The 24,494-nt window shown below is 35.6% G+C and carries 22 protein-coding genes and 1 tRNA gene; 16 read left to right on the top strand and 7 right to left on the bottom strand.

Annotation, left to right across the window (positions count from 1 at the left end; genetic code table 11):
• Positions 1 to 172: 172 nt before the first annotated feature.
• From VI621_RS00340 to VI621_RS00325, 4 genes are all read left to right on the top strand, one after another.
• Positions 173 to 1,303: an Mrp/NBP35 family ATP-binding protein gene (locus VI621_RS00340; RefSeq protein ID WP_324216398.1), complete on the top strand. Its 1,131-nt coding sequence runs from the start codon at positions 173 to 175 to the stop codon at positions 1,301 to 1,303.
• Positions 1,304 to 1,307: 4 nt separating this feature from the next.
• Complete coding sequence (locus tag VI621_RS00335; protein ID WP_324216397.1) at positions 1,308 to 1,547, top strand: NifU family protein; 240 nt, start codon at positions 1,308 to 1,310, stop codon at positions 1,545 to 1,547.
• A gap of 216 nt (positions 1,548 to 1,763) precedes the next feature.
• The gene (locus VI621_RS00330) at positions 1,764 to 2,822 is read left to right on the top strand and encodes an NAD(P)/FAD-dependent oxidoreductase (RefSeq protein ID WP_324216396.1); all 1,059 of its coding nucleotides are present in this window, start codon (positions 1,764 to 1,766) and stop codon (positions 2,820 to 2,822) included.
• Between the two features lie 50 nt (positions 2,823 to 2,872).
• Positions 2,873 to 3,205 (top strand): ferredoxin, encoded by a 333-nt coding sequence (locus VI621_RS00325; protein WP_324216395.1) that lies wholly within the window; start codon positions 2,873 to 2,875, stop codon positions 3,203 to 3,205.
• 32 nt (positions 3,206 to 3,237) lie between these two features.
• On the opposite strand, the gene VI621_RS00320 is transcribed toward VI621_RS00325, so the two are convergent.
• The 3 genes from VI621_RS00320 to VI621_RS00310 form a co-directional block, all read right to left on the bottom strand.
• Positions 3,238 to 4,134, bottom strand: coding sequence for a serine/threonine protein phosphatase (locus VI621_RS00320; RefSeq protein WP_324216394.1), 897 nt, complete (start codon positions 4,132 to 4,134; stop codon positions 3,238 to 3,240).
• Positions 4,135 to 4,282: 148 nt separating this feature from the next.
• Positions 4,283 to 5,065: a DUF3050 domain-containing protein gene (locus VI621_RS00315; protein WP_324216393.1), complete on the bottom strand. Its 783-nt coding sequence runs from the start codon at positions 5,063 to 5,065 to the stop codon at positions 4,283 to 4,285.
• 79 nt (positions 5,066 to 5,144) lie between these two features.
• Positions 5,145 to 6,323, bottom strand: coding sequence for an acyl-CoA dehydrogenase family protein (locus VI621_RS00310; protein ID WP_324216392.1), 1,179 nt, complete (start codon positions 6,321 to 6,323; stop codon positions 5,145 to 5,147).
• A gap of 205 nt (positions 6,324 to 6,528) precedes the next feature.
• Between VI621_RS00310 and VI621_RS00305 the strand changes: the two genes are divergently transcribed.
• Complete coding sequence (locus VI621_RS00305; RefSeq protein WP_324216391.1) at positions 6,529 to 8,286, top strand: helix-turn-helix domain-containing protein; 1,758 nt, start codon at positions 6,529 to 6,531, stop codon at positions 8,284 to 8,286.
• A gap of 42 nt (positions 8,287 to 8,328) precedes the next feature.
• Here VI621_RS00305 and VI621_RS00300 read toward each other — a convergent pair whose 3' ends face one another.
• Positions 8,329 to 8,538: a hypothetical protein gene (locus VI621_RS00300; RefSeq protein ID WP_324216390.1), complete on the bottom strand. Its 210-nt coding sequence runs from the start codon at positions 8,536 to 8,538 to the stop codon at positions 8,329 to 8,331.
• A 291-nt stretch (positions 8,539 to 8,829) separates the two neighbouring features.
• Here VI621_RS00300 and VI621_RS00295 point away from each other — a divergent pair, with 291 nt between their 5' ends.
• From VI621_RS00295 to VI621_RS00275, 5 genes are all read left to right on the top strand, one after another.
• Positions 8,830 to 10,398: a vitamin K epoxide reductase family protein gene (locus VI621_RS00295; RefSeq protein ID WP_324216389.1), complete on the top strand. Its 1,569-nt coding sequence runs from the start codon at positions 8,830 to 8,832 to the stop codon at positions 10,396 to 10,398.
• Between the two features lie 94 nt (positions 10,399 to 10,492).
• The gene (locus VI621_RS00290) at positions 10,493 to 10,699 is read left to right on the top strand and encodes a hypothetical protein (RefSeq protein ID WP_324216388.1); all 207 of its coding nucleotides are present in this window, start codon (positions 10,493 to 10,495) and stop codon (positions 10,697 to 10,699) included.
• A 246-nt stretch (positions 10,700 to 10,945) separates the two neighbouring features.
• On the top strand, positions 10,946 to 11,161 hold the full coding sequence (locus VI621_RS00285; RefSeq protein WP_324216387.1) for a hypothetical protein: 216 nt from the start codon (positions 10,946 to 10,948) through the stop codon (positions 11,159 to 11,161).
• Between the two features lie 82 nt (positions 11,162 to 11,243).
• Positions 11,244 to 13,436, top strand: a complete 2,193-nt coding sequence (locus tag VI621_RS00280; RefSeq protein WP_324216386.1) for a peptidase domain-containing ABC transporter — start codon at positions 11,244 to 11,246, stop codon at positions 13,434 to 13,436.
• A gap of 4 nt (positions 13,437 to 13,440) precedes the next feature.
• Positions 13,441 to 14,736: an HlyD family secretion protein gene (locus tag VI621_RS00275; protein ID WP_324216385.1), complete on the top strand. Its 1,296-nt coding sequence runs from the start codon at positions 13,441 to 13,443 to the stop codon at positions 14,734 to 14,736.
• Here the strand turns inward: VI621_RS00275 and VI621_RS00270 are convergent.
• The 3 genes from VI621_RS00270 to VI621_RS00260 form a co-directional block, all read right to left on the bottom strand.
• Positions 14,733 to 15,440, bottom strand: coding sequence for a tRNA1(Val) (adenine(37)-N6)-methyltransferase (locus tag VI621_RS00270; protein WP_324216384.1), 708 nt, complete (start codon positions 15,438 to 15,440; stop codon positions 14,733 to 14,735). The genes VI621_RS00275 and VI621_RS00270 overlap by 4 nt on opposite strands.
• 73 nt (positions 15,441 to 15,513) lie before the next feature.
• Entirely contained in the window at positions 15,514 to 16,038 is a 525-nt protein-coding gene (rimM, locus tag VI621_RS00265; protein WP_324216383.1) for a ribosome maturation factor RimM, read from the bottom strand.
• A 15-nt stretch (positions 16,039 to 16,053) separates the two neighbouring features.
• The gene (locus VI621_RS00260; RefSeq protein ID WP_324216382.1) at positions 16,054 to 16,614 is read right to left on the bottom strand and encodes a 30S ribosomal protein S16; all 561 of its coding nucleotides are present in this window, start codon (positions 16,612 to 16,614) and stop codon (positions 16,054 to 16,056) included.
• Positions 16,615 to 16,815: 201 nt separating this feature from the next.
• Between VI621_RS00260 and VI621_RS00255 the strand changes: the two genes are divergently transcribed.
• The 6 genes from VI621_RS00255 to VI621_RS00230 all read left to right on the top strand — a co-directional run bounded on the left by VI621_RS00255 (position 16,816) and on the right by VI621_RS00230 (position 24,464).
• Positions 16,816 to 17,292 carry a DUF6252 family protein gene (locus VI621_RS00255; RefSeq protein ID WP_324216381.1) on the top strand — a complete coding sequence of 159 codons (477 nt, stop codon included), beginning with the start codon at positions 16,816 to 16,818 and terminating at the stop codon, positions 17,290 to 17,292.
• Between the two features lie 165 nt (positions 17,293 to 17,457).
• Positions 17,458 to 17,835, top strand: coding sequence for an RNA-binding protein (locus tag VI621_RS00250; protein WP_324216380.1), 378 nt, complete (start codon positions 17,458 to 17,460; stop codon positions 17,833 to 17,835).
• Positions 17,836 to 18,041: 206 nt separating this feature from the next.
• Positions 18,042 to 22,565, top strand: coding sequence for a DNA polymerase III subunit alpha (dnaE, locus tag VI621_RS00245; protein WP_324216379.1), 4,524 nt, complete (start codon positions 18,042 to 18,044; stop codon positions 22,563 to 22,565).
• 194 nt (positions 22,566 to 22,759) lie between these two features.
• Positions 22,760 to 23,077, top strand: a complete 318-nt coding sequence (trxA, locus tag VI621_RS00240) for a thioredoxin (RefSeq protein WP_324216378.1) — start codon at positions 22,760 to 22,762, stop codon at positions 23,075 to 23,077.
• A gap of 288 nt (positions 23,078 to 23,365) precedes the next feature.
• A complete protein-coding gene (locus tag VI621_RS00235; protein ID WP_324216377.1) occupies positions 23,366 to 24,304 on the top strand; it encodes a DUF58 domain-containing protein in 939 nt (312 codons plus the stop codon).
• Positions 24,305 to 24,390: 86 nt separating this feature from the next.
• A tRNA-Asp gene (locus VI621_RS00230) sits at positions 24,391 to 24,464 on the top strand.
• Positions 24,465 to 24,494 lie beyond the last annotated feature (30 nt).

Below are 24,494 nucleotides of genomic sequence, written 5' to 3'. Positions count from 1 at the left end.
TTTATCGAATTCTCAGAATTATTAAATAGCCATAACCAATTACAACATCAATAAATCCAATCCAAAATCTTTATAATAAGAACTTTTCATAGTATATTTGTAATCTAAAATCAGTTTAAATAAAGATAACAATAAAACGGGAAACCGGTATCTTAAAAACAGCACACTCACAATGAAATTAGATAGAAAAGATATTCTTAAAGCTTTAGAAACGATTACTATAGCCGGAGAAGGAAAAAACATGGTCGAAAGCGGAGCCGTTACCAATGTAGTTACTTTTGGAGATGAGGCAGTAGTCGATTTAGTATTACACACACCGGCAATGCATATTAAAAAACGTGCCGAAGAAGACATCAAAAAAACCATTCACGATTTGGTTTCTCCTGATGCCAAAGTCAAAGTCAATATCAAAATAGAAGCCAAAGAGAATCCGAACGAAATCAAAGGGAAAGCTATTCCAGGAATGAGAAACATCATTGCCGTAGCTTCAGGAAAAGGAGGCGTAGGAAAATCTACCGTTACCGCAAATCTAGCGGTGACTTTAGCCAAAATGGGTTTCTCCGTTGGTGTTCTGGATGCTGATATCTACGGACCTTCGATGCCGATCATGTTCGATGTCGAAAGCGAAAAACCGATCTCAGTTGAAGTGAACGGAAAGTCAAAAATGAAACCTGTAGAAAGCTACGAAGTAAAAATATTATCCATCGGATTCTTTACCGCACCAAGTCAAGCCGTAATCTGGAGAGGTCCAATGGCTTCCAAAGCGTTGAACCAAATGATTTTTGATGCCGATTGGGGAGAACTAGACTTCATGCTAATCGATTTACCGCCAGGAACAGGCGATATTCACCTATCTATCATGCAATCGCTGCCAATCACCGGCGCTGTTATCGTGAGTACACCACAAGCAGTAGCTTTGGCCGATGCCAAGAAAGGAGTTTCCATGTTCATGCAAGACAACATCAATGTTCCCGTTCTCGGAATCATCGAAAATATGGCGTACTTCACACCCGAAGAATTGCCAAACAACAAATATTACATCTTCGGAAAAGAAGGTGCCAAAAACTTAGCCGAAGATTTAAATGTACCATTTCTTGGGGAAGTGCCAATCGTACAGTCCATCCGTGAAGCCGGCGATTACGGACGTCCTGCAGCGATGCAAACCGGTTCGGTTATCGAAAGTGTATTCGAAACCATCACGCAAAATATCGTTCAGGAAGTAGTAAACAGAAATGAAAGTTTACCTGCCACCGAAGCCATTAAAATTACAACAATGGCGGGTTGTTCAGCAGTAAAAAAATAATATTATGACAACAGAAGAATTATTAGAGAACGTACAAAAAGCACTCGAAGAAATCAGACCGTTTCTGAATTCCGACGGAGGTGACATCACTTTAATCTCGATTGAAGATGGTAAGCATGTCAAAGTTCGTCTCGAAGGCGCTTGCATCAGCTGTAGCGTAAACCAAATGACACTCAAAGCAGGCGTGGAAACCACCATCAAAAAGTTCGCTCCACAAATCGAAACCGTAGTCAATATATTATAAATAATCAGGGCGTGACCCAGCTGAAAAAGCTGGGTCGGGCTTTCCGTTGCAATCTCCCGATGAAAAATCGGCAGGATTTCCACTGCAATCCCTCACGCAAACGCCATATCGGTCAAAACAACTTTAATTGTTTTAAACTGATAAATGTCATAAAAAAAGGACTGCAGTTTCAAGACCTTTGAACTTCAGAAATTTTACAACTTTGAACTTAAAAAAATGATTGAAACAGATATACTAATCATTGGCGCAGGTCCTACGGGGCTTTTTACTGTTTTTGAAGCAGGACTTTTAAAATTAAAATGCCACATCATCGATGGTTTACCACAACCCGGCGGACAGTTAACCGAATTGTATCCCAAAAAACCTATTTTCGATATTCCCGGATTCCCTTCCGTATTAGCGGGCGATTTGGTGACCAACCTAATGGAACAAATCAAACAATTCCAACCCGGCTTTACCCTTAACGAAGTAGCCGAAAAAATAGAAAGATTAGAAGACGAAACGTTTATAGTTACCTCCAATAAAGGAACGAGACACCATGCCAAAGCCATTGCAATTGCAGGAGGCTTGGGGAGTTTCGAACCAAGAAAGCCTATTCTAAAAGACATAGAATTCTATGAAAAAGAGAATAGAGGCGTAGAATATTTTATTAAAGACCCGGAAAAATTCAGAGATAAAAGAGTCGTGATTTCAGGCGGCGGAGATTCAGCTTTAGACTGGAGTGTTTTCCTGGCTAATGTAGCTTCTGAAGTGACCTTAATTCACAGAAGAAACGAATTCCGTGGCGCATTGGATTCTGTAGAAAAAGTACAGGAATTAAAAGCATCAGGCAAAATCAAATTAATCACGCCCGGTGAAGTGATAGGCTTTAAAGGTTCTGAAAGAATAGAGTCTGTTGATGTCGAAATCAATGGTGCGCGTATGAACGTGCCCACCGATTATTTTATTCCGCTTTTTGGATTAACTCCAAAATTGGGACCTATCGCAAACTGGGGATTAGAAATCGAAAAAAATGCCATCAAAGTCGATAATGCATTGGATTATCAAACCAATATACCGGGAATTTATGCCATTGGCGATGTAAATACCTATCCAGGAAAATTAAAACTGATTCTCTGTGGTTTTCACGAAGCCACTTTAATGGTTCAAAGCGTGTATCAAAGAATGAATCCAGGAAAAAAATACGTATTGAAATATACCACCGTTTCAGGCGTGGATGGTTTTGACGGAACCCGTAAAGAAGCGGAGAAAGCAGTGGTAAAATCAATAGATTAACTTTTTCGATAAGCTTTAAAAAAAACTTATGAAAACTATTTTATTATAATATGTCACAAGACGTCACAATAAAAATTACAGACAGAGAAGGGGTAACCCACGAAGTGCAAGCGCCAACCGACATGAATATGAATGTCATGGAACTCGTTCGTATGTATGAACTTGCTCCGGAGGGAACTATTGGGATTTGCGGAGGTATGGCCATGTGTGCCTCCTGTCAATGCTATGTTATAAACGAGGTTGCTTTGCCGGAAATGGGCGATGATGAAGAAGCGATGCTTTCGGAAGCTTTTAATGTAAAACCAAGTAGCCGACTTGGATGTCAAATTCACCTTTCCGAAGATTTAAATGGATTGGAAATAGAGTTAGCGCCAGAATATTAATGAAAAAGCGTTTGCCGAGGCAAACGCTTTTTTTATTTATAATCTTCTAGATTGGCTGGACCTTCAAGCACTTCTCTTACAACCTGAAGAATACCATTTTCCTGAGTGTCTATAAACCATTTTATAAGTGTTATCGTTCCATTTACAATTTCAATTCCAGTGATACTCCTGGGATGCACGCAGCTTCCGTCATTAAAATAAGGGGTTCTTTTTTCATTTGGATATGAAAAACTAGGGCGATGCGTATGGCCCACAATGGTAATTTTGCGATTGTTGTTTTCAATCCATTTTTTAATGCGCAGTTCGATTCTTATCCGTTCCAAATAATTTTTGGCAGGGCTTGTAGGATCGGATATTCCCCAAATTTGTAACGGTTTCCATAAAATGCGCACCATGAATCTGTTGATTTTCCAGAGTACATAATTCATAAAATCGGCTTGATGACCATGGGTTAGAAACAATTCTTGTTTGGTTTCCCGATGAACTAAAACAAGAGCTTCATGGCATTTAATGCCGGTGAATAAAGGTTCAAGCTTATCATTTTGGGTGTTTGTATAGGTCGTAAGCGTTTTTTCTACATGATCTTTATCTCTAAAAGTCATTTCATGATTCCCCCAAATTTTTAGGTATCTGCCGGAATCGTGAAATTTTTTAAGCAAAAGATATACGTTTTTGTGTGCTTCGAAAATGGTTTTAAAAAAAATATTTTCCCATAATTCATCGCCATCACCCAACTCACAATACGTAAATCCATCGTTATAATATTGGGTCATCGCATGAAAATACACATTTCGATTGCTCGCAAAATCATCAGCAAAACTGTTGTCGCTTCTGTGACAGTCACTAAAAAGTATAAATTTTGATTGATTGTCAAAAGGAATTCTTTGTGCTTCTTTGTAAGCCCTGGTTAATCGTTCTTGGGATGACATTTATTTATTTTAAAAAATAAAGATAAAAAAAATAGCCAATAAAGCTATTTTTTCATCGGTACCTATTTAAGGAATTGTTTTTCATTATTTTGAAATTAGATTTAATTCATTTCTAAATAATAGTTACGTTTATTTGGGCGAATTGTTTCTAAGCCAATGCTACATTCATCATAATTGTTTCTTCAATAGCATCCCAAAGGCCAATGCGTTTTTCTAACGCTTCAATGGAAATGCTTTCCACATCTTTCCATTTCTGTGCATCGGTTCCGCAAAGCTCAGTAACCATTTGCATTGCCATTGGACCGTGTTCGTCAGCATCCAATTCGATATGTCTTTCGAAATAATAAATTAATTTGCTTAAATCGGTTGCCGGAAAATTAGCTTCAAAGTTTTTCAAAATTTCGGTAAACATTGATGGAATCAAATCTTCCCTTCCAAAGGTAAAGGCGGCCGCAATTTTGTGCGACTTGCCTTCTTCGATTACTCTGAAAGTAAAATCTAAAAACGCTTTAATATTTGGATGTAAAGCACTTTGTTTTATAGCCACAAATATATTTTGTAACGAATGTACTTCAGATAAAAAATGCGCGACTTCAGATGTATTGGCACCGCAGGCCTCCATTGCTTCAATATACATTTCATAGTGACTTTGGCGATGACCGTCAATAGTCAAATCGGTTTCTTCGGCCAGCACTATTTCGTTGATTAAATAACGAATTTCTGGATTGCTGGTGGCAAACCAAGGCGTTGTGGTGCATGTTAGTTTGGATTGCAAAGCCTTTAAAAGTGACATAAAATCCCAAACGGCGTACACATGGCTTTCAAGAAAATGATGTAAATCGTCAATAGTTTGTACTTTTTTGTAAAGTGGGTGTTGCAATAAAATATCCTTTTGGGGCTGGATATTTTCGTTTATAGTTTTAATATTCATAACATTAGTTTAATACAAAATTAAAAAAGCTTCTCGTTTCCAAGAAGCTTTTTATACTTTTTTTAATACTTGTTGAAGCTTATTTAAAAGCAGGAATTCCTGTAATATCCATACCTGTAATCAACAAGTGAATATCGTGCGTTCCTTCGTAAGTAATTACTGATTCTAAGTTCATCATGTGACGCATAATAGAATATTCACCTGTAATTCCCATTCCGCCTAAAATTTGACGTGCTTCACGAGCAATATTGATTGCCATGTCCACATTATTTCTTTTTGCCATAGAGATTTGTGCAGTTGTAGCTCTGCCTTCATTTCTCAAAACACCTAATCTCCAAGTCAGCAATTGTGCTTTGGTTATTTCGGTAATCATTTCGGCTAATTTCTTTTGTTGTAATTGTGTTCCAGCAATTGGCTTGTCGAATTGGATTCTTTCTTTTGCATAACGCAAAGCGGTATCGTAACAATCCATGGCAGCACCAATAGCACCCCAGGCAATTCCGTAACGCGCTGAATCAAGACAACCAAGCGGCGCGCCCAATCCAGATTTGTTTGGCAACAAATTTTCTTTAGGAACTTTTACGTTGTCAAAAATCAATTCTCCTGTAGAAGAAGCTCTTAATGACCATTTGTTATGTGTTTCAGGAGTAGTAAACCCTTCCATACCCCTTTCTACGATTAATCCGTGGATTCTTCCTGTTTCATCTTTTGCCCAAACCACTGCGATGTCAGCAAAAGGCGCATTAGAAATCCACATTTTAGCACCGTTCAATAAATAATGGTCGCCCATGTCTTTAAAATTGGTGATCATGCTTCCCGGGTCAGAACCGTAATTAGGTTCTGTCAGACCAAAACAACCGATGAATTCACCTGTCGCTAATTTTGGCAAGTATTTCATTCTTTGCTCTTCATTTCCGTATTTCCAAATGGGATACATTACCAAAGAAGATTGCACAGATGAAGTAGAACGAACCCCAGAATCACCACGCTCAATTTCCTGCATGATTAATCCATAAGATATTTGGTCTAATCCCGCACCACCATATTCCACAGGAATATAAGGGCCAAAACCACCAATTTCCGCTAAACCTTTAACCAATTGTTTTGGGAATTCGGCTCTTTGGGCATACTCTTCAATAATAGGAGTAACTTCTTTTTTAACCCATGCACGTGCAGAATCGCGCACTAATTTATGTTCGTCTGACAATAAATCGTCTAGTAAGTAATAATCAGGAGCTTGAAATAAGTCTGGTCTCATTTGGATAGTTTTTTAATCGGTGCAAATTTACGCAAAGAAATTTAACTATTCTACGAACAATTGTTATAATTTCGGCATTATTTTATAAAATGGGTTTTGATAAAATTATTCGTGAAAGTTCATCGAATAAGATGTTATCTGTTTTATTAAAATTTCTTATAACCTAGTTTTCGGATTGGCTCAGGGCCTTAAAAACACAACGTCCATGAAATATTTTACATACGGTCTTCTTTTTTTAATTACACAAACCGTTTTCTCTCAAAATAAAGGCACTTTATCTAATAAGGAGTATGTTTCTTTGCAAGATAAAGTAAGATCTCATTTTAATTCTCATATTGACAGTTCTTTTTTTTACGCTGCTAAAATTGATAAATCTGATAACATCGTTCACAAAGCTTTTGTGTCTGGAGTAAAAGGATATCTGTATGCTGAAAAAGGAAATTTCAATAATGCTAAAAAACATTATATTCATGCTTTAAAATTGATTGATAGTGCACCTAATTCATATCTAAAAACACAAAACGAATCCTATATATATAACTATGGCGGAATTATTGATTGGAAAAATGGGGAGTTTTCTAAAGCATTAGATAAATATTTTATTGCAAAAAAAATTTCTGAGGAGATAGGTGATCTTGTTCAAATTGTCAAGATAAATAATAATATAGCGATTATTAATAGTGATGTTGAAAATTATAAAAAAGCAATTTCAACGTATAGGGAATCAAATAGCATTGTAGATAATAATAAATATTTATTCTCAGATAGTCAATATTCTCAAAACAAGAGTAATATAAATTTAAATCTGGGGATATTTTATGAGAAATATTATTTTAAAAATAAGGATAAAGAGCATTTGTTAGATTCAGCATTTTATTATTATAATAAAACAATATTTTGTTCTAAAGATATTTTTAAAAACAAATTAAAAGCCCAAAAAAATATTGGAAACATTTATTTGCTGAAAAACGATTTCGTCAGAGCTTCCAAAGTATATTATAATATTTTAACTTTTGCAAAAGAAAATAATTTTCAAAAAGAGTATTATAGTGCGAATTTCAATTTAGGATATTTATTTTATAATCAAAAAAAATATGATAAAGCATTAGTTTATTTTAAGAAAGTAGATTCTTTGTATAATTCAGAATCTGATATGGTTCATTTATGTTATATTTATTCTAATTATTTCCAAGCAAAGATTTATAATTCTTATGAGGATTCAGAAAACGCATTAAAATATTCAAAAATTTATTTGGATATTTTTGAAAAAAATGAATTCAAACAGAATAGTGAAGCATTAGAAGTCAATTATAAATTAGGCAATCAGGATTTAGAAAAAGAGATGACTGTTTTACAAAAGGAGCATAAAAATAAAGTTTTACTTAAAAATGGGTTACTTGGATTCTTAAGTATTTTCTTAGCAGGTCTAATAATTCTTTTTTTAAAAACTAACCAAGGAAAAAAAACAGCAGAAAAAAGAGTCTCGGAAATACTGGAGGAAAATAAATCAAATTTGAATAATCAGGATTTATTTTCTAAAACTAATACTTTAATTGGTAATGATGAGATTAAGCCAAAAAATGGAACATCAATAATTAGTATAGATAGCGAAAAAAAAATGATGCTGCAGCTGAAGTTTCTTGAAGATAAGCTGTATTATTTAAAGCCTGAATTTACACAACAGGAAGTGGCTAAAAAAATAAAAACCAACACTACCTATTTGTCTTATGTTGTTAATAAAAATTATAACAAATCGTTTAGTGTTTATTATAATGAGTTAAGAATTGATTATGTTATCAACGAGATAATTAATAACACAAAATATAGAGAATATACAACCCAGGCTATAGCCGAAAGTGCAGGGTTTAAAAACGCAGATTCCTTTGCTAGTTCTTTCAAGAAAAAAACAGGGATGACACCCTATCGGTTTGTTAATGAAATTAAAAAAAGGGAGTTAATTTAATTCCCTTTTTTTAATTAATCCAATGAATATAATTTCTAAAATTTACACCTGATTGATCGGTAAGTTTGGATTAGTGGTTGGGTCAATATCTCCTGAGGGAACATTACTACCCGTTAAAGGGTCAGATTCAATAAATGGGTCTAATCCAACTGAAATAGTGCCGCTGCCTCCACCGCCTTGTACAGTAATTGCATGTTTTTTGTTAAGTTCATTGTTTATGAAATCCTCGATTTTCAATTTTTCTTTTTTCATCTTTTTTTAAATTAATTTATTTTTTCAAATTTATTGAAATTATAGTCGAATAATTATCGTTTAATTTTTTGATGATATATAATTTGATGATATAATTTTTAAATTGCTGACACTTATTGTTTTAAAACATAAATTTGTAAGCTATAATTTATGAATTATAGTCCTTTTATTTACATATTCTATGACTATTCGTTTTTTTTAACCCCTTTTTCTATACATTTTTGCTCCGGAATTATTTGTTGAATGATATTCATCATGATAATTTTTTTGCCAGTATTATAAAAAAAGATAATGATAAACATAGTTAAAAAGTATTTAGAGCTCAATCATTTTTCAAATCAAAAAGAGCATTTTGAGGATTTATTTCTTTCGCATCCAAATTACCCAAGTGTATTTGCGATCACGGATTCATTAGATATGTTATCTATAGAAAATGTAGCGATAAAAGTTCCGAAAGAACAGTTCGTAGAATTGCCCGATTCTTTCTTGGCTATTTTCAATCAGGATTTGGTTTTAGTTTCAAAAACAAGTGCTTCAATACGATTAGAGACAGATAAAGGAGAGAAACATAATTTGTCTTTTAATGAATTCCTTACAGATTGGAACGAAGTTATTATCGCAATTGAGACAAATGAGGTTGCTCCTAGCAAACGATTTGAAATAAACCAGGAATGGCTAAAAGTTTTGTTGCCATTAACTGTTCTGATTCTATTGTCGGTAATTTACAATAATTATGATTTAAAAGATTTTGTATTCCTGATAACTTCATTAATTGGATTACTATTTAGCATTTTCATTATTCAAGAAAAGCTTGGAATAGAAAATCAAGTGGTTTCAAAGTTTTGCAATATTGGTGATAATACTTCATGTGATTCTGTTATTAAATCAGATGAAAGCGAAATTAACAAATGGATTAACTTTTCAGATTTACCATTACTGTTTTTTAGCGTCAGTACCCTGTCAATATTATTACAACCGAATTATTCAAGCGTAATTGTAGGGTTTTTAAGTGTACTAGCTGTCCCTTTAATTGTTTACTCTATTTGGCTGCAAAAAATGAAATTGAAAAAATGGTGTGTATTATGTTTAGCCATTTCATTTGTACTTGTAATGCAGGGTTTGGTTTTTAGTTTTATAGAGCAGCCTACTTCTGAAATCGATTTTTCTGTTTTTTCCACATATTTATTTTCACTCATAATTCTAGCTTCTATTTGGATGGGTATAAAGCCAATCTTGGAAACTAAAATTAAAGCCGAAAAAGAGATAAATGGGCTTAAAAAATTTAAAAGAAATTATAGTGTTTTTAATTCCCTGTCAAATAAAATCCCTGTTATAAACGGATGGAATCGGCTGGAAGGCTTGCGATTTGGTAATAGTGAGGCAGATATTAAACTCACTATAATAATTAGCCCAAGTTGCGGACATTGTCATACTGCATTTCAAGACGCTTTAGGACTGGTTTCAAAATTTCCAAAAAAAGTTTTTTTAAATGTCTTGTTCAATGTTAATCCGGAGAACAATGACAATCTCTACAAAGTAGTTGTGGAGCGTTTATTGGCGATTAATAATTCTAATCCTGATAAGGTAGAAGAGGCAATATCCGATTGGCATATAAAAAAAATGGGATTAGAAAGCTGGAAAGAAAAATGGGAAGTCGATACCATTGACATGAAAGTGAATGATCAAATTTATCAACAATATTTTTGGTGCTTAGAAAACGAATTCAATTATACACCAATAAAGATTGTAAACGACAAGTTATTCCCTAATGAATATGAAATAAGTGAATTGAAATACTTTCTTAATGATTTTTCAGAAGAAAAAGAAGTTTTGGAAAACAACAGTTTAGTTCAGGCTTAAAAATATAAAAACATTCTTGCGCGAGAATAGACATAAGATCCAAGTGTCTTAAAACGATTGGGTTATTAATCAATTTTATTAAATTATTTATATCATGTTAAAAAACATTTTAAACTTAGAAGGTGCTCAAAAATTAACTAAAAATGAGCAAAAATCAATTAATGGAGGTTTAGTTGTTAAAGTTTGTGAATCTCAATGTCTATCTAATGTTGAGTGTTCTGGCGGTGCTTATTGCCAAATTACTGTATGCAACGGGGAAAGAGTGGGTAAATGTGTGGGTGGAGAAGGGACTTCCAACTAATTATTATTATAACAATCGGGAACAGTCGCACAACTGCTGAAGATTTTGTCCTAGGGGAACTTTGTTACAAATAATCCCACAATCGATTGTTGTGCCTAAAATACCGTTTTTATGGTATACCATCTATTTCTGCGATTTTATAATTTTGGATAATTAAAATTTATAAAATTCATTGGGTAGAATATTTTTTAAATCAATTACACGATTAAATAAGTAGAAAACAGACATAATTTCAAGTGTCTTTAAATGATTGAATATTTATCAAATTTTAAAATCAATATCATGTTAAAAAACATTTTAAACTTGGAAGGTGCTCAACAATTAACTAAGATTGAGCAAAAAGAAATTAATGGCGGTAAGCCAGTATGGTGTGGTTACTGCCAATGTGATAATTATGTGTTAGTAAGTGCTTGTGGAAGCGGCCCAAGTATTTGTTCTACTATTTGTCTAACTGAAGCATAGTACTCTCATGTTTTAAATCTAAACTGTCTAAAATTATTTTTAGACAGTTTTTTTAAATTACTTTTGAAAACAAAATAAAAAATTGAAGAAATTCCCAAACTATATACAAGCCGATTCTAAAGATTGTGGTCCTACTTGCTTAAAAATAATAGCAAAACATTACGACAAAACCATTAACATTCAAGAGTTACGTGATTTTAGCGAAACCACTCGCGAAGGCAGTAATTTACTGTTTCTAAGTGACGCTGCCGAAAAAATAGGTTTTCGAACTTTAGGCGTAAAACTCAATCTGAAAAGATTAGAAGAAGCGCCATTGCCCTGTGTCTTGCATTGGAATAAAGAGCATTATGTAGTATTGTACAAAATAAAAAAAGGCAAGTATTTTATTTCAGATCCCGGATATGGATTAATAGAATACAACCAAAACGATTTTATAAAATTCTGGATTGGAAACAATGCAGATGAAAATACCGAAGAAGGCATTGCCTTATTGCTTGAACCAACGCCAAAATTCTTCCAGTCGGAATTTGATAAAGAAGATAAAAAAGGGCTGGGATTTGGTTTGTTATCCCAATATGTATTGCGTTACAAATCATTCTTAATACAGTTGAGCATTGGTTTATTAGCGAGTAGTTTATTGCAGCTTATTTTTCCGTTTCTAATGCAGAGCATCGTGGATGTTGGAATTCAAAATCAGAATATACATTTTGTTTATTTGATTCTGTTTGCCATGCTTTTTCTGTTTGCCGGAAGAATAGGATTGGAATTCATCCGAAGCTGGATATTATTGCATCTTTCGACAAGAATAAATATCTCCTTAATTTCCGATTTTTTTATCAAATTAATGAATCTGCCTATTTCGTTTTTCGATGTTCGAATGACTGGCGATATCATGCAGCGCATTAACGACCATCATCGTATAGAACGAATATTGACCACTTCATCATTGAACGTATTGTTTTCGGTAATCAATATGTTTGTTATGGGAGGGGTTTTGGCGTATTATAACCTTCAGATATTCTTCGTGTTTTTTACGGGAAGTTTATTGTATTTCGGATGGATTTCCTTGTTTTTAAAACGAAGAGAAGAGTTGGATTACAAACGATTTTCTGAAGTTTCTCAAGAACAAAGCAAAGTCATGGAACTCATCAACGGAATGCAGGAAATAAAACTGCATAATGCCGAGAAACAAAAACGTTGGGGATGGGAATATGTCCAAGCGAGATTGTTTCGGGTTTCTATAAAAGGATTGGTTTTAGAACAAACACAAACTATTGGCTCATCAGTAATTAACGAGCTAAAGAATATTTTTATTATTTTTCTTTCTGCTAAATTGGTTATCGATGGTTCAATCACCTTAGGGATGATGATGGCAATAAGTTCCATTGTGGGAAGTTTAAACGGCCCAATTGCACAACTTATCGGTTTTGTTCGCGAAGTGCAGGATGCCAAAATATCGTTAGCCCGTTTATCCGAAATTCATGATAAAGAAGACGATACGCAACAAGAAATCCATCAAACACATGATATTCCGAAAGATTGTGCGATAGAAATAAAAGATTTGTCTTATCGCTATTTGGGTTCTGATATTCCGGTCTTAGAAAATTTAAATTTAACCATTCCTGCTCGTAAAGTTACTGCCATTGTAGGCGTGAGTGGAAGCGGAAAAACGACATTAATGAAGCTATTGCTTAAATTCTACGAACCCGATAAAGGCGAAATTAATTTAGGAAACACCCAACTTAAAAACATTGCCCAAAAATCCTGGCGTGCTAATATTGGAGCCGTAATGCAGGAAGGATTTATTTTTAATGATACCATTGCCAATAATATTGCGGTTGGAGTTGATAATATTGATAAAGAACGATTGGTTTATGCTGCAGATGTTGCCAATATAAAAGAATATATTTCTGGTTTGCCATTGGGCTATAACACTAAAATTGGTTCAGAAGGAGTGGGAATGAGTACCGGTCAAAAGCAACGATTGTTGATTGCAAGAGCCGTATATAAAAACCCGGAAATGTTGTTTTTTGACGAAGCTACTTCGGCCTTAGATGCTAATAATGAAAAAGAGATTATGGGTAAACTGGACACTTTCTTTAAAAATAAAACAGTTGTAGTTATTGCGCACCGATTAAGTACGGTAATGAATGCAGATCAAATTGTAGTGCTTGATAAAGGAAAAATTATCGAAATGGGAAACCATTCTGCATTGGTAGAACAAAAAGGAAATTACTTCGAATTGGTTAGAAATCAATTGCAACTAGGAAATTAAGAACATGGCAGAAAATATTACTACATTCGAATTAAGAAGTGAAGAGGTTCAAGATATACTCACGCGTGTCCCTCATTGGATGATCCGTTGGGGTACCGTTTTGATTTTTGGAATCATCCTGATGCTGCTGTTTGTCTCTTGGTTTGTTAGATATCCTGATGTTATTGCAACGCAAGTGGTCATTACGACAAACATCCCGCCCGAAAAACTGGTAGCCAAAACTTCAGGTAGAATTGAAGCTATTTTAATAATGGATAAGATTAAAGTTGCAGCAAATACACCTTTAGCCGTAATCGAAAATCCTGCTAATTATAAAGATGTGTTTTTATTGAAAAGCATCATCGATACGATAAATATCAATGCTACGAATAATGATTTTCCTTTTGAATTATTAAAAAACAAACAATTGGGAGATATTGAAAGTGCCTTTTCGGTTTTTCAAAAAGATTATATAGCAAATGAACTCAATCAGGATTTGCATCCTTTTCAAATTGAAAATAACGCGCAGCATTCAGAAAGTGCCCAAATCAGAGAACGTTTAAGTCTTTTGCAACAGCAAAAAAGTATCAATGAATCGGAATTGTTACTTCAAAAGAATGATGTGAATCGATTTGAAATTTTATTGAATAAAGGGGTGGTGTCGGTCCAGGATTTTGAAAATAAAAAACTAGGATATCTTCAGGCTCAAAAAAATTATAAAAATTTGTTGAGCAGTATTTCACAATTAAAATCCTCTTTAATTGATAATAACAGAAATAGTGAAGGCACGAGAATTAGCGGAACTAAAGAAGAAGTTAATTTGGAAAGCAATAAAATGCAGTCTTTCTATCAACTGAAAAAAGTGATAAAAGATTGGGAATTGACTTATGTATTAAAATCATCCATTGCCGGACAGGTTTCTTTTTTGCAAATTTGGACAGAAAATCAAACCATAACAGCCGGTGACAATGTGTTCTCTATAATTCCCACTTTAGAAAAAGGGTATGTGGGCAAAGTAAAAGCTCCTGCCCAAAATTCGGGTAAAATAAAAGTGGGACAGCAAGTTAACATGCGTTTGGCAAATTTTCCTGATAGGGAGTTTGGTGTGTTGAGAGGGAAAGTAAAAAATATTTCTCTAGTTCCCGATAAAGATGGAAATCTATTAATAGATATTTCGCTTCCGGAAAATTTGAAAACAAATTACAATAAAGCAATTCCTTTTCAACAGGAAATGACAGGTTCTGCAGAGATTGTAACCGAAGATTTACGTTTGTTAGAAAGGATATTGTATCAGTTCAGAAGTATCCTGAAAGCAAATTAAAGTTTCAGATAAAAATCTTTTGTAAGTGAAATATATTCAGCAGTATATTGATGACGGGCGGTTTCGATAACCAATTCGTCAACTGGGAAACTATCTGATTTTGTTCGGCTAAAAGCCAATAAACTGCGTTTGATTTCGGTAGTTGGCGTTCCTTTTACACGAGTGATTTTTATAGGATACAATTCACATTCATCGGCTAAAGCAATAAACTTTTCTTCTTCTTTAAAGGGAATAATTACAGCAAAAACTCCTTTTTCGGAAAGAAACATGGCGGCCGCTTCGATTAAATCTTCAAAAGGCATGGCATTGGCAAAACGGGCCAAATCGCGTTGTTCGTTATTGGAATAATAATCTTCAGTATAAAATGGAGGATTGGATACAATCAAATCGTATTCGTCTTCGGGTTCTTCTACAAATTCATCCAAACCGGCATGAAAACAAAACAATCGGTCGCTCCAGGGACTGTTTTCAAAATTATCTACCGCTTGTTCGTAAGCTTCTTCGTCAATTTCCAGAGCATCAATTTGTTCGGCAAAACTGCGTTGGGCCAGCATCAAAGCAATCAATCCGGTTCCGGTTCCAATATCTAAAATACTGTTGGGATTATTCTCAATCGGAGTCCAGGCACCTAATAAAACACCATCGGTACCTACTTTCATAGCACAACGACTTTGTTCAATTTTAAATTGTTTGAATGTAAACATGAAGAGGTAAGATTGAGGATTAACGATTTGATTTTTTACAAATAACCAAATTAGCGATTAACCAAATAGACTTTTAAAGATACATTTCGATAAGTCCTTCCGGTAAATCCATGATAACTTTTTTGTTTTCTCTGTCAATTTTGACAAGGAAATGATCAATCATTGGAATGAGGATTTCAACCTCGCCATTTTCAACTTCAAATAAAGGTTGGGCTGTTGAATCGTTTATAGAAACAATTTTTCCGACAACACCTAAACGTTTGTCTTCGACTTCAAAACCTATTACTTCGTGAAAATAGAATTTGTTGCCGGTAAGTTTTGGCAACATATTTAAAGGAAGATAAATCGCGTTACCCATGATGGCATCCGCTTCTTCCTCGGTATTCATGTCCTCAAAACGAATTCTGAGAAAATCGTTCTTGTGTATGGAACTGGTTTCAATAAAAAAAGGAACCAAGTGTTTGTTGCATTCAACAAACACTGATTCCAGGTTTTCGTATAACTCTGGTTCGTCCGTGTCTAAATAGGCAAGAACTTCCCCTTTGAAACTAAATTTTTTAGCGATTTTACCTAAGTAGAAACAATCTTCTTTACGCATTGTCGCCTTTTATAATTAAGCTTGAGCTTCTTCGTTGTTTTCTTCTGCAGCAGGAGCTTCTTCAGCTTCAACTTCAGCAACTTCTTCTTCAACAGCAGGAGTTGCAGCAGCAATAGCATCCGCTTCCGCTTTAGCAGCAGCTGCTAAACGTTTTGCATTTACATCTTGTTCTGCTTTGAAAGCTTTGGCTTTAGCATCAGCTTGCGCTTTTGTTAAACCTTCTTTTTTAGAATCTACTTTTCCAGTTTTTGCTTCTAACCAAGTAGCTAATTTAGAATCAGCTTGTTCTTGAGTTAAAGCGCCTTTGCGGATTCCTCCGTCAAGGTGATGTTTCAATAACGCTCCTTTGTAAGAAAGAATCGCTTTTGCTGTATCAGTTGGTTGAGCACCATTGTGCAACCATTGAACTGCTTTATCAAGGTTTAACTCGATAGTTGCAGGATTCGTGTTTGGATTGTAAGTACCGATTTTCTCTAAGTATTTACCATCTCTTTTTGAGCGAGCATCAGCCGCTACAACCCAGTAAAAAGGTTTTCCTTTTTTACCGTGTCTTTGTAATCTAATTTTTACAGACATAATCGTGTGATTAAATTTTGAGGTACTCGACCTCTGTTAATTAAGGGTGCAAAGATACAATTTTTTTTCAAAGATGCTAATCGGGGTTTTATATTTAAAAGTAAATAGGCGCTTAAATTCATTTCCCCTGAATTTTATTGATTTTTATTTAGCATTTTTGGTTTAAAAAACTATTTTTGTAATATTAAAATCTACCAAAAAATGAAAAATTTAATATCACTTTTAATGCTATTGGTTGTTTTTACTTCTTGCACTGAAGATGTAAAATTCAACAATCCCGCTGTTCAGGGGCTTAAAGATAATGTATTATGGAGAGCCAATGATTCTCGAGCAACCCTTGGACCAAACAATTCTTTAGTAATAGAAGCGCTTACTCAATATGAAACGTTAACGCTAAAAACAACATCAACAAATGTAGGTGTCTATCCGTTAGGTACGAGCGATTCTAAAAAAGCTACCTTTGTATTTTCTAAAGACGGTGTAGAATTGACCTATGCTACCGGAATAAATATTGGAGATGGAGAAATAAAAATAACAGAATTTGACCCAACGAATATGACTATTTCAGGTACTTTTAGGTTTAATGCAAAGAACATTAATAATAACCCATTGGGGGGTGACATATTAAATTTCCAAGAAGGAGTTTTTTATAAAGTTAGGATTTTACCAGCTTTATAAAATCAAAATATAATGAATTGAAAACCATCTTATTTAAGGTGGTTTTTTGTTTTTTAAAGTAATTTTATTTTTCATTTTTAAAATAAAATCATAAATAATCTAATACATAGTTGATTACAGGAAAAATAAGATTACATTTGTTGTAATTATTATAAATTCGTACATATGAATATTTTCGTTGGAAGCCTTCCTTTCAGTATTGAGGAAGCAGATTTAAGAGAGTCTTTCGAGGCTTATGGAACAGTTGATTCTGTTAAAATTATTACTGATAAATTTACTGGAAGAAGTAAAGGATTCGGTTTTGTTGAAATGCCAAACGATGACGATGCTCAAAAAGCAATCGATGAATTGAACGGTGCTACTGTTCAAGGTCGTGCAATTGTTGTAAATAAATCTGAGCCAAAACCAGAAGGCGAAAGAAGAAGTTTTAACAGCAACAGTCGTGGTGGAGATTCACGTGGTGGAGATTCACGCGGTGGTTACGGTGGTGGAAGCAGCCGTGGTGGAGATAACCGTGGTGGTGGAAACAGAGGTGGTTACTAATCACTTTTCTGGATTTAACATTCAAACAAATGCCATAAAGTAGCGTTAGCAATAACACTATATTTATCACATATGAAAACCATTCGTCAATAGATGAATGGTTTTTTTTTTGTTGATAACTTCTCCGGTTTTTTACTTCAAAAAAAACTACTTTTGAAATTCATATTTTGTAATTTTTCAGAATTGCAAAACCTTCACATTCAGCTATGTATTTAATATTCGATACCGAAACTACCGGACTGCCAAAGCGTTGGGATGCGCCCATCACCGATACCAATAACTGGCCTCGCTGTATCCAGATTGCTTGGCAATTGCATGATGAAATGGGAAAACTCATCGAGCATCAGGATTATTTAATCCAGCCCGAAGGGTTTAATATTCCGTATGATGCCGAGCGTATTCACGGAATTTCTACCGAATTGGCACAAGCGGATGGTATCGCATTATCGGAAGTTTTAGAAAAATTCAATATCGCTTTATCAAAAGCCAAATTTATTGTGGGTCAAAATCTAAATTTTGACGTCAATATTATGGGCTGCGAATTCCACAGAATGGGAGTTACTTCTGCCATGAGCAGTATGCCGGTTCTTGATACCTGTACCGAAGTAACCGCTTCGTTATTAAAATTACCGGGCGGTCGTGGCGGAAAATTCAAATTACCAACCTTAACGGAATTACATAGTTATCTTTTTAACAAGCCTTTTTCGGAAGCGCATAATGCCACTGCCGATGTCGAGGCCACTACGCGTTGTTTTCTCGAATTAATTCGTCGTGAGATTTTTACCAAAGAACAACTCGATGTTCCGTCGGGTTATTTTCAGGATTTTGCCAATTATAATACCGGAGAAATTCAGCTGATAGGATTAAAACATATTAATCTGAAAGCGGCTTCAGAAACGATTCGTCAAAATTTCCAAAAAGTGCAGGAAGCACCTGTTTCAAAACAGGCACTTTCCAATAATAAACAGGTTTTAATTGATACCGATTTCGTGCATTTGCATAATCACACACAATTTTCGGTGCTGCAGTCTACGATTAGCATTGCGGCTTTGGTGAAAGCGGCAGCACAACATAAAATGCCCGCGGTTGCCATGACGGATCACGCCAATTTGATGGGTGCTTTTCATTTTGTTCGCGATATTTTATATCATAATAAAGCGGCGGTTGCCAAGAATAAAGAAGCTATTGAAAAAGGGGAAGAACCTACCGAAGTTCCTATGAAACCTATTGTAGGCTGTGAATTTTTTGTGTGCGAAGACCATAAAGATAAAACCCGAAAAGACAACGGCTATCAAATTGTCCTTTTAGCAAAAACGAAGAAAGGCTATCATAATCTGGCCAAAATGTCTTCGATTGCCTACACGCAAGGGTTTTATTATGTACCTCGAATAGACAGAAAAGTTATTGAGGAATTCAAAGAAGACATTATCGTTTTATCTGGAAATCTCTACGGAGAAATTCCAAGTAAAATTCTAAATATAGGTGAAAACCAAGCCGAGGAAGCTTTAATTTGGTGGAAAGAACAATTCGGTTCCGACTTCTATATTGAGGTAATGCGTCACAATCAGGAAGATGAAAATCGGGTGAATACCGCATTGATTTCTTTGGCAAATAAGCATGAGGTTAAAGTCATTGCGACCAATAATATTTTCTATATCGATAAAGAAAATGCTAATGCGCACGATATTTTATTGTGTGTTCGTGATGGTGAAAAACAAACTACGCCGATAGGTCGCGGTCGCGGATACCGTTACGGAATGCCCAATCAGGAATATTATTTCAAGTCGGGTGACGAGATGAAAAAAATCTTCAACGATTTGCCGGAAGCCATTACGAACATTTCGGAGATTGTAGATAAAATAGAGATTTACGATTTGGCTCGTGAAGTCTTATTGCCAAAATTTGAAATTCCGACAGAATTTGAAAACCCAGAGGATGCGGATGGTGGCGTAAGAGGAGAGAATGCTTATTTAAGACATCTTACTTTTGAAGGCGCCAACAAAAGATACAAAGAAATTACACCCGAAATTCAGGAACGTCTCGATTTTGAGTTACTGACCATTTCGAATTCAGGTTATCCGGGTTATTTCCTGATTGTACAGGATTTGATTGCTGAAGCCCGAAGTATGGGCGTGTCTGTTGGGCCTGGTCGGGGTTCTGCAGCAGGTTCGGTGGTGGCCTATTGTTTAAAAATCACCAATATCGACCCCCTAATGTATAACCTGCTTTTTGAGCGTTTTCTGAATCCCGATCGTGTGTCACTACCCGATATCGATATCGATTTTGATGATGAAGGCCGTAGCAGCGTAATGGATTATGTGATTAGAAAATACGGTTCTAAGCAAGTGGCGCAGATTATCACTTATGGTAAAATGGCAACCAAATCGGCCATTCGGGATACGGCACGGGTACTGGATTTGCCTTTATTTGAAGCAGATAAGATCGCCAAATTAATTCCCGGCATGATGCCTTCAAAATGGAATTTAGCGCGTTTTTTAAGTGATGATGAAAATCTGATAAAGAAAGCCGTTCGCCCCGAAGAGTTTGATAAAATCAAAGAATTAATTGGCCTAGCCAAAGAAGGAGATTTAGGAGGAGAAACCATCCAGCAAGCGAAAGTTCTGGAAGGGAATTTAAGAAATACCGGAATTCACGCCTGCGGAGTAATCATTACGCCAAGCGATATTACGAATTTCGTTCCTGTGGCTACCGCCAAAGATTCCGATTTGTATGTTACCCAATTTGATAACTCAGTCGTAGAAAGTGCCGGGTTGTTAAAGATGGACTTCTTGGGTCTGAAAACCCTGACCCTGATAAAAGATACCGTTAAATTAGTAAAATACAGAAGCGGGATAGACCTTAATCCGGATGAATTTCCTATTGATGATTTAAAAACCTATGAGCTTTTTCAACGCGGAGAAACGGTGGGAATTTTCCAATATGAATCTGCCGGAATGCAGAAATACATGAAGGAATTAAAGCCAACGGTTTTCCCGGATTTAATTGCGATGAATGCGTTGTATCGTCCTGGTCCAATTGCTTATATTCCTAGTTTTGTTAAAAGGAAAAATGGCGAAGAAGAAATCATTTATGATCTTGAAGCCTGCGAAGAACTATTAAAAGATACCTACGGAATTACCGTTTACCAAGAACAGGTAATGCTTCTGTCCCAAAAACTCGCGGATTTCTCCAAAGGGGATGCCGACGTTTTGCGTAAAGCGATGGGGAAAAAGCAAAAGGATGTTTTGGACAAAATGAAACCCAAGTTCATCAGTCAGGCCGCCGCAAAAGGGCATGCCGAAGATAAACTGGAAAAAATATGGAAAGACTGGGAAGCCTTTGCCGAATATGCGTTTAATAAATCACACTCGACATGTTATGCATGGATTGCGTATCAAACAGCCTACTTAAAAGCGAATTACCCTGCGGAATATATGGCAGCGGTTTTGTCGAACAATATGAGCGATATCAAACAGGTTTCGTTCTTTATGGAAGAATGCAAGCGCATGGGATTGCAAGTTTTGGGTCCGGATGTGAATGAGTCCTTTTATAAATTTACGGTAAACGAAAATTACGCCGTTCGTTTCGGAATCGGTGCCGTAAAAGGTGTCGGAATGGGAGCCGTAGCCACGATTGTCGAAAACAGAAAAGATGGAAAATATAAATCGATTTTTGATTTGGCGAAGCGGATTGATTTACGTGCAGCGAATAAAAAAGCATTAGAAAATTTAGCATTAGCCGGAGGTTTCGATTCGTTTTTAGGAACCACCCGAGCGCAATATTTTCATGACGATGGCGACGGAATTACCTTCTATGAAAAAGCGATACGGTACGGAGCGAAATTTCAGGAAAACGAAAATTCATCACAAGTGAGTTTGTTTGGGGAAAGCAGTGATGTGCAAATTGCAGAACCGGTGGTGCCGCCCTGTGAAGACTGGAGCACGATGGAAAAATTAGCCAAAGAAAAAGAAGTCGTCGGGATTTATATTTCTGGACATCCTTTGGATGATTATAAATTTGAGATGAAATATTTCTGTAATGCCAAACTGGAAGCCCTTAAAAACATGGAATTGCATGTCAATAAAAACCTGACTTTTGGTGGAATAATCACCAATGTGCAGCATCGTGTGGCCAAAAACGGAAAAGGCTGGGGAATGTTTACTTTAGAAGGCTATGACGAAAGTTATGAGTTCCGAATTTTTGGTGAAGAATATTTAAAATACCGCCATTTCCTGATTCAGAATAATTTTACCTTTATGAAAGTGTTGGTAAAAGAAGGCTGGGCAGATAAAGAAACGGGCAAAAAAGGAGAGCCAAGATTGCAGTTTATGCTGGTGCAGTATTTACAGGATGTATTAACGACGTTTGCTAAAAAATTAATTATTCATCTGAATATTAATGATTTGCAACCCGAATTTATTCATAAATTGAGCGACGTTTTCCAAGCCAATAAAGGAGACAATACCGTAACATTTGAAGTTATGGAATTGGAGAAAACAAAAAAAACAATTGAAGTACTGCCTATCGTTGTTGAAACGGAAGCAGTTGCCTTTGATGAAGATGCTGAAATTTCAGAATCAGAAGAACCCGAAATGAATGTGGTTACCGAAGTAGAAGAAATAAAAATAATCACAAGGCTGGAAATGCCTAGCCGAAAGCTGAAAATCAAAATTTCTAACGAATTATTACAGGAATTAGAGAAAATGCAAATCAATTTTAAGCTCAATTAATATACGAAAGCCCTAGCCCTGATGGAAGCGGCATCCTTTTTCTTTTTTGTTTAAAAAGAAAAAGATACAGCGGACAGCGGGAAACAGCTTCAAATAAAGATTGACAATACACTCATAATCAAAACTGATTTTCGAAAGGAAAACAATCCAAAAAAAAGCAGTATTTTTGTCTAACAATTATAAAAAAGAACAAAATGGCATTAGCAATAACAGATGCTACTTTCGAGGAAGTAGTTTTAAAATCGGATAAACCAGTAATGGTAGATTTTTGGGCAGCATGGTGCGGTCCTTGCAGAATGGTTGGACCAATCATCGACCAAATCAGCGAAGAATATGAAGGAAAAGCAATCATCGGAAAAATCGATGTGGATGCCAACCAGGAATTCGCAGCAAAATACGGAGTAAGAAACATCCCGACAGTATTGGTTTTCCATAACGGAGAAGTAGTAGGAAGACAAGTAGGTGTGGCTCCAAAACAAACATACGCAGATAGTTTAGACGCATTATTGTAATCTAAATAGCACAATAAACAAAAGGTCTGACGAAAGTTGGACCTTTTTTTGTTTAAATAAAACGCCTTTCATTTTCAGGAGCGAAATTTGGTTTTGTATCTACAAATGCAATTCCCGCTGTCCGCAGTATCTTTTTTTAAAAAAAAAAAGGATACTTGCTCCCATCGGGGCTAAAGGAGCAATTATTCGCATTTTTATAAATATCCTCAAGATTAAATCCCGATGGCAACCCTCAAATTTTCAATCTTTTAATTTTTAAATCATTCAATCTTTTAATACATTTGAAAGATGAAGATCGAATCTCAAATAGAAAAAATTTCCAGCTTTCAGCATCTCGAATTGTTGGCCAACCAAGTCGTGGAAGGCTTCATTTCCGGCATGCACAAAAGTCCGTTTCATGGTTTTTCCGCCGAGTTTGCCGAACACAAAGTCTACAATGCTGGCGAAAGCACCAGACATATCGACTGGAAATTATTTGCCAAAACCGATCGTTTATATACCAAACGCTACGAAGAAGAAACCAATTTGCGTTGTCATCTGATAATCGATAATTCATCCTCGATGCATTATCCGAAATTAAAAGACAGCCAGCAGTTCTACGAAAGTAAAATTGGTTTTTCGGTCCTGGCTTCCGCCGTTTTAATGAACTTGCTCAAGAAACAGCGCGATGCGGTAGGATTAAGCGTTTATTCGGACACGTACGAGTATTATGCGCCCGAAAAAGGAAGCGATCGACATCACAGGATGTTAATAAACAAACTGGAGCAACTGCTGGTGCCGCAAAAAGCATCAAAGAATACGGATACCATTACCTTTCTGCATCAGATTGCCGAAAAAATGCACCGCCGTTCGATGATTGTCTTATTTACCGATATGTTTCAATCCGGTCCCGAAACGTCGGGAGAACAAGCACTGTTTAATGCGTTGCAACATCTGAAGCATAACAAACATAAAGTCGTTTTATTTCATGTCATCGACAGCAAAACGGAACTGAATTTCGATTTTGATAACACCCCGCGTAAATTCATCGATGTGGAAACGGGCGATGAGGTCAATATTTTTGCAGACAATGTGAAGCAGGAATACGAAAAAATGGCAGAAAGGTACTTTAAAAAACTAGCCTTAACCTGTGCGCAGAACAAAATTAAGTACGTTCCTGTTGCCGTCGGCGAAAATTTTGAAAAAATATTAACCACATATTTAATTGAAAAACAAACCTTTGGGTAATAAGGCGAAAATTTATTTGAAATTTATTTTAAAAACGCTTGCAGAACTCAAAAGAGATTGTATATTTGCACTCGCAATAAAGCGCTGGTTTGGTAGTTCAGTTGGTTAGAATACATGCCTGTCACGCATGGGGTCGCGGGTTCGAGTCCCGTCCAGACCGCTTAAATTGGGAGAAGCCTTTCGTAAAGAA

It is taken from the genome of Flavobacterium sp. (genome assembly GCF_035292545.1).
Lineage (GTDB): Bacteria > Bacteroidota > Bacteroidia > Flavobacteriales > Flavobacteriaceae > Flavobacterium.
Note: the sequence above shows the minus strand (reverse complement) of the source record. Positions and strands in the feature narration are given on the sequence as shown.

Excerpts from the sequence above, each read along its gene's own strand:
- VI621_RS00305 (WP_324216391.1), top strand. The coding sequence starts at position 6,529 with ATGAAATATTTTACATACGGTCTTCTTTTTTTAATTACACAAACCGTT.
- VI621_RS00300 (WP_324216390.1), bottom strand. The coding sequence starts at position 8,538 with ATGAAAAAAGAAAAATTGAAAATCGAGGATTTCATAAACAATGAACTT.
- VI621_RS00255 (WP_324216381.1), top strand. The coding sequence starts at position 16,816 with ATGAAAAATTTAATATCACTTTTAATGCTATTGGTTGTTTTTACTTCT.
- rimM (WP_324216383.1), bottom strand. The coding sequence starts at position 16,038 with ATGCGTAAAGAAGATTGTTTCTACTTAGGTAAAATCGCTAAAAAATTT.
- VI621_RS00260 (WP_324216382.1), bottom strand. The coding sequence starts at position 16,614 with ATGTCTGTAAAAATTAGATTACAAAGACACGGTAAAAAAGGAAAACCT.
- VI621_RS00285 (WP_324216387.1), top strand. The coding sequence starts at position 10,946 with ATGATTGAATATTTATCAAATTTTAAAATCAATATCATGTTAAAAAAC.
- VI621_RS00325 (WP_324216395.1), top strand. The coding sequence starts at position 2,873 with ATGTCACAAGACGTCACAATAAAAATTACAGACAGAGAAGGGGTAACC.
- VI621_RS00275 (WP_324216385.1), top strand. The coding sequence starts at position 13,441 with ATGGCAGAAAATATTACTACATTCGAATTAAGAAGTGAAGAGGTTCAA.
- trxA (WP_324216378.1), top strand. The coding sequence starts at position 22,760 with ATGGCATTAGCAATAACAGATGCTACTTTCGAGGAAGTAGTTTTAAAA.
- VI621_RS00335 (WP_324216397.1), top strand. The coding sequence starts at position 1,308 with ATGACAACAGAAGAATTATTAGAGAACGTACAAAAAGCACTCGAAGAA.
- dnaE (WP_324216379.1), top strand. The coding sequence starts at position 18,042 with ATGTATTTAATATTCGATACCGAAACTACCGGACTGCCAAAGCGTTGG.
- VI621_RS00310 (WP_324216392.1), bottom strand. The coding sequence starts at position 6,323 with ATGAGACCAGACTTATTTCAAGCTCCTGATTATTACTTACTAGACGAT.
- VI621_RS00290 (WP_324216388.1), top strand. The coding sequence starts at position 10,493 with ATGTTAAAAAACATTTTAAACTTAGAAGGTGCTCAAAAATTAACTAAA.
- VI621_RS00235 (WP_324216377.1), top strand. The coding sequence starts at position 23,366 with ATGAAGATCGAATCTCAAATAGAAAAAATTTCCAGCTTTCAGCATCTC.
- VI621_RS00250 (WP_324216380.1), top strand. The coding sequence starts at position 17,458 with ATGAATATTTTCGTTGGAAGCCTTCCTTTCAGTATTGAGGAAGCAGAT.
- VI621_RS00330 (WP_324216396.1), top strand. The coding sequence starts at position 1,764 with ATGATTGAAACAGATATACTAATCATTGGCGCAGGTCCTACGGGGCTT.
- VI621_RS00270 (WP_324216384.1), bottom strand. The coding sequence starts at position 15,440 with ATGTTTACATTCAAACAATTTAAAATTGAACAAAGTCGTTGTGCTATG.
- VI621_RS00340 (WP_324216398.1), top strand. The coding sequence starts at position 173 with ATGAAATTAGATAGAAAAGATATTCTTAAAGCTTTAGAAACGATTACT.
- VI621_RS00295 (WP_324216389.1), top strand. The coding sequence starts at position 8,830 with ATGATAAACATAGTTAAAAAGTATTTAGAGCTCAATCATTTTTCAAAT.
- VI621_RS00315 (WP_324216393.1), bottom strand. The coding sequence starts at position 5,065 with ATGAATATTAAAACTATAAACGAAAATATCCAGCCCCAAAAGGATATT.
- VI621_RS00320 (WP_324216394.1), bottom strand. The coding sequence starts at position 4,134 with ATGTCATCCCAAGAACGATTAACCAGGGCTTACAAAGAAGCACAAAGA.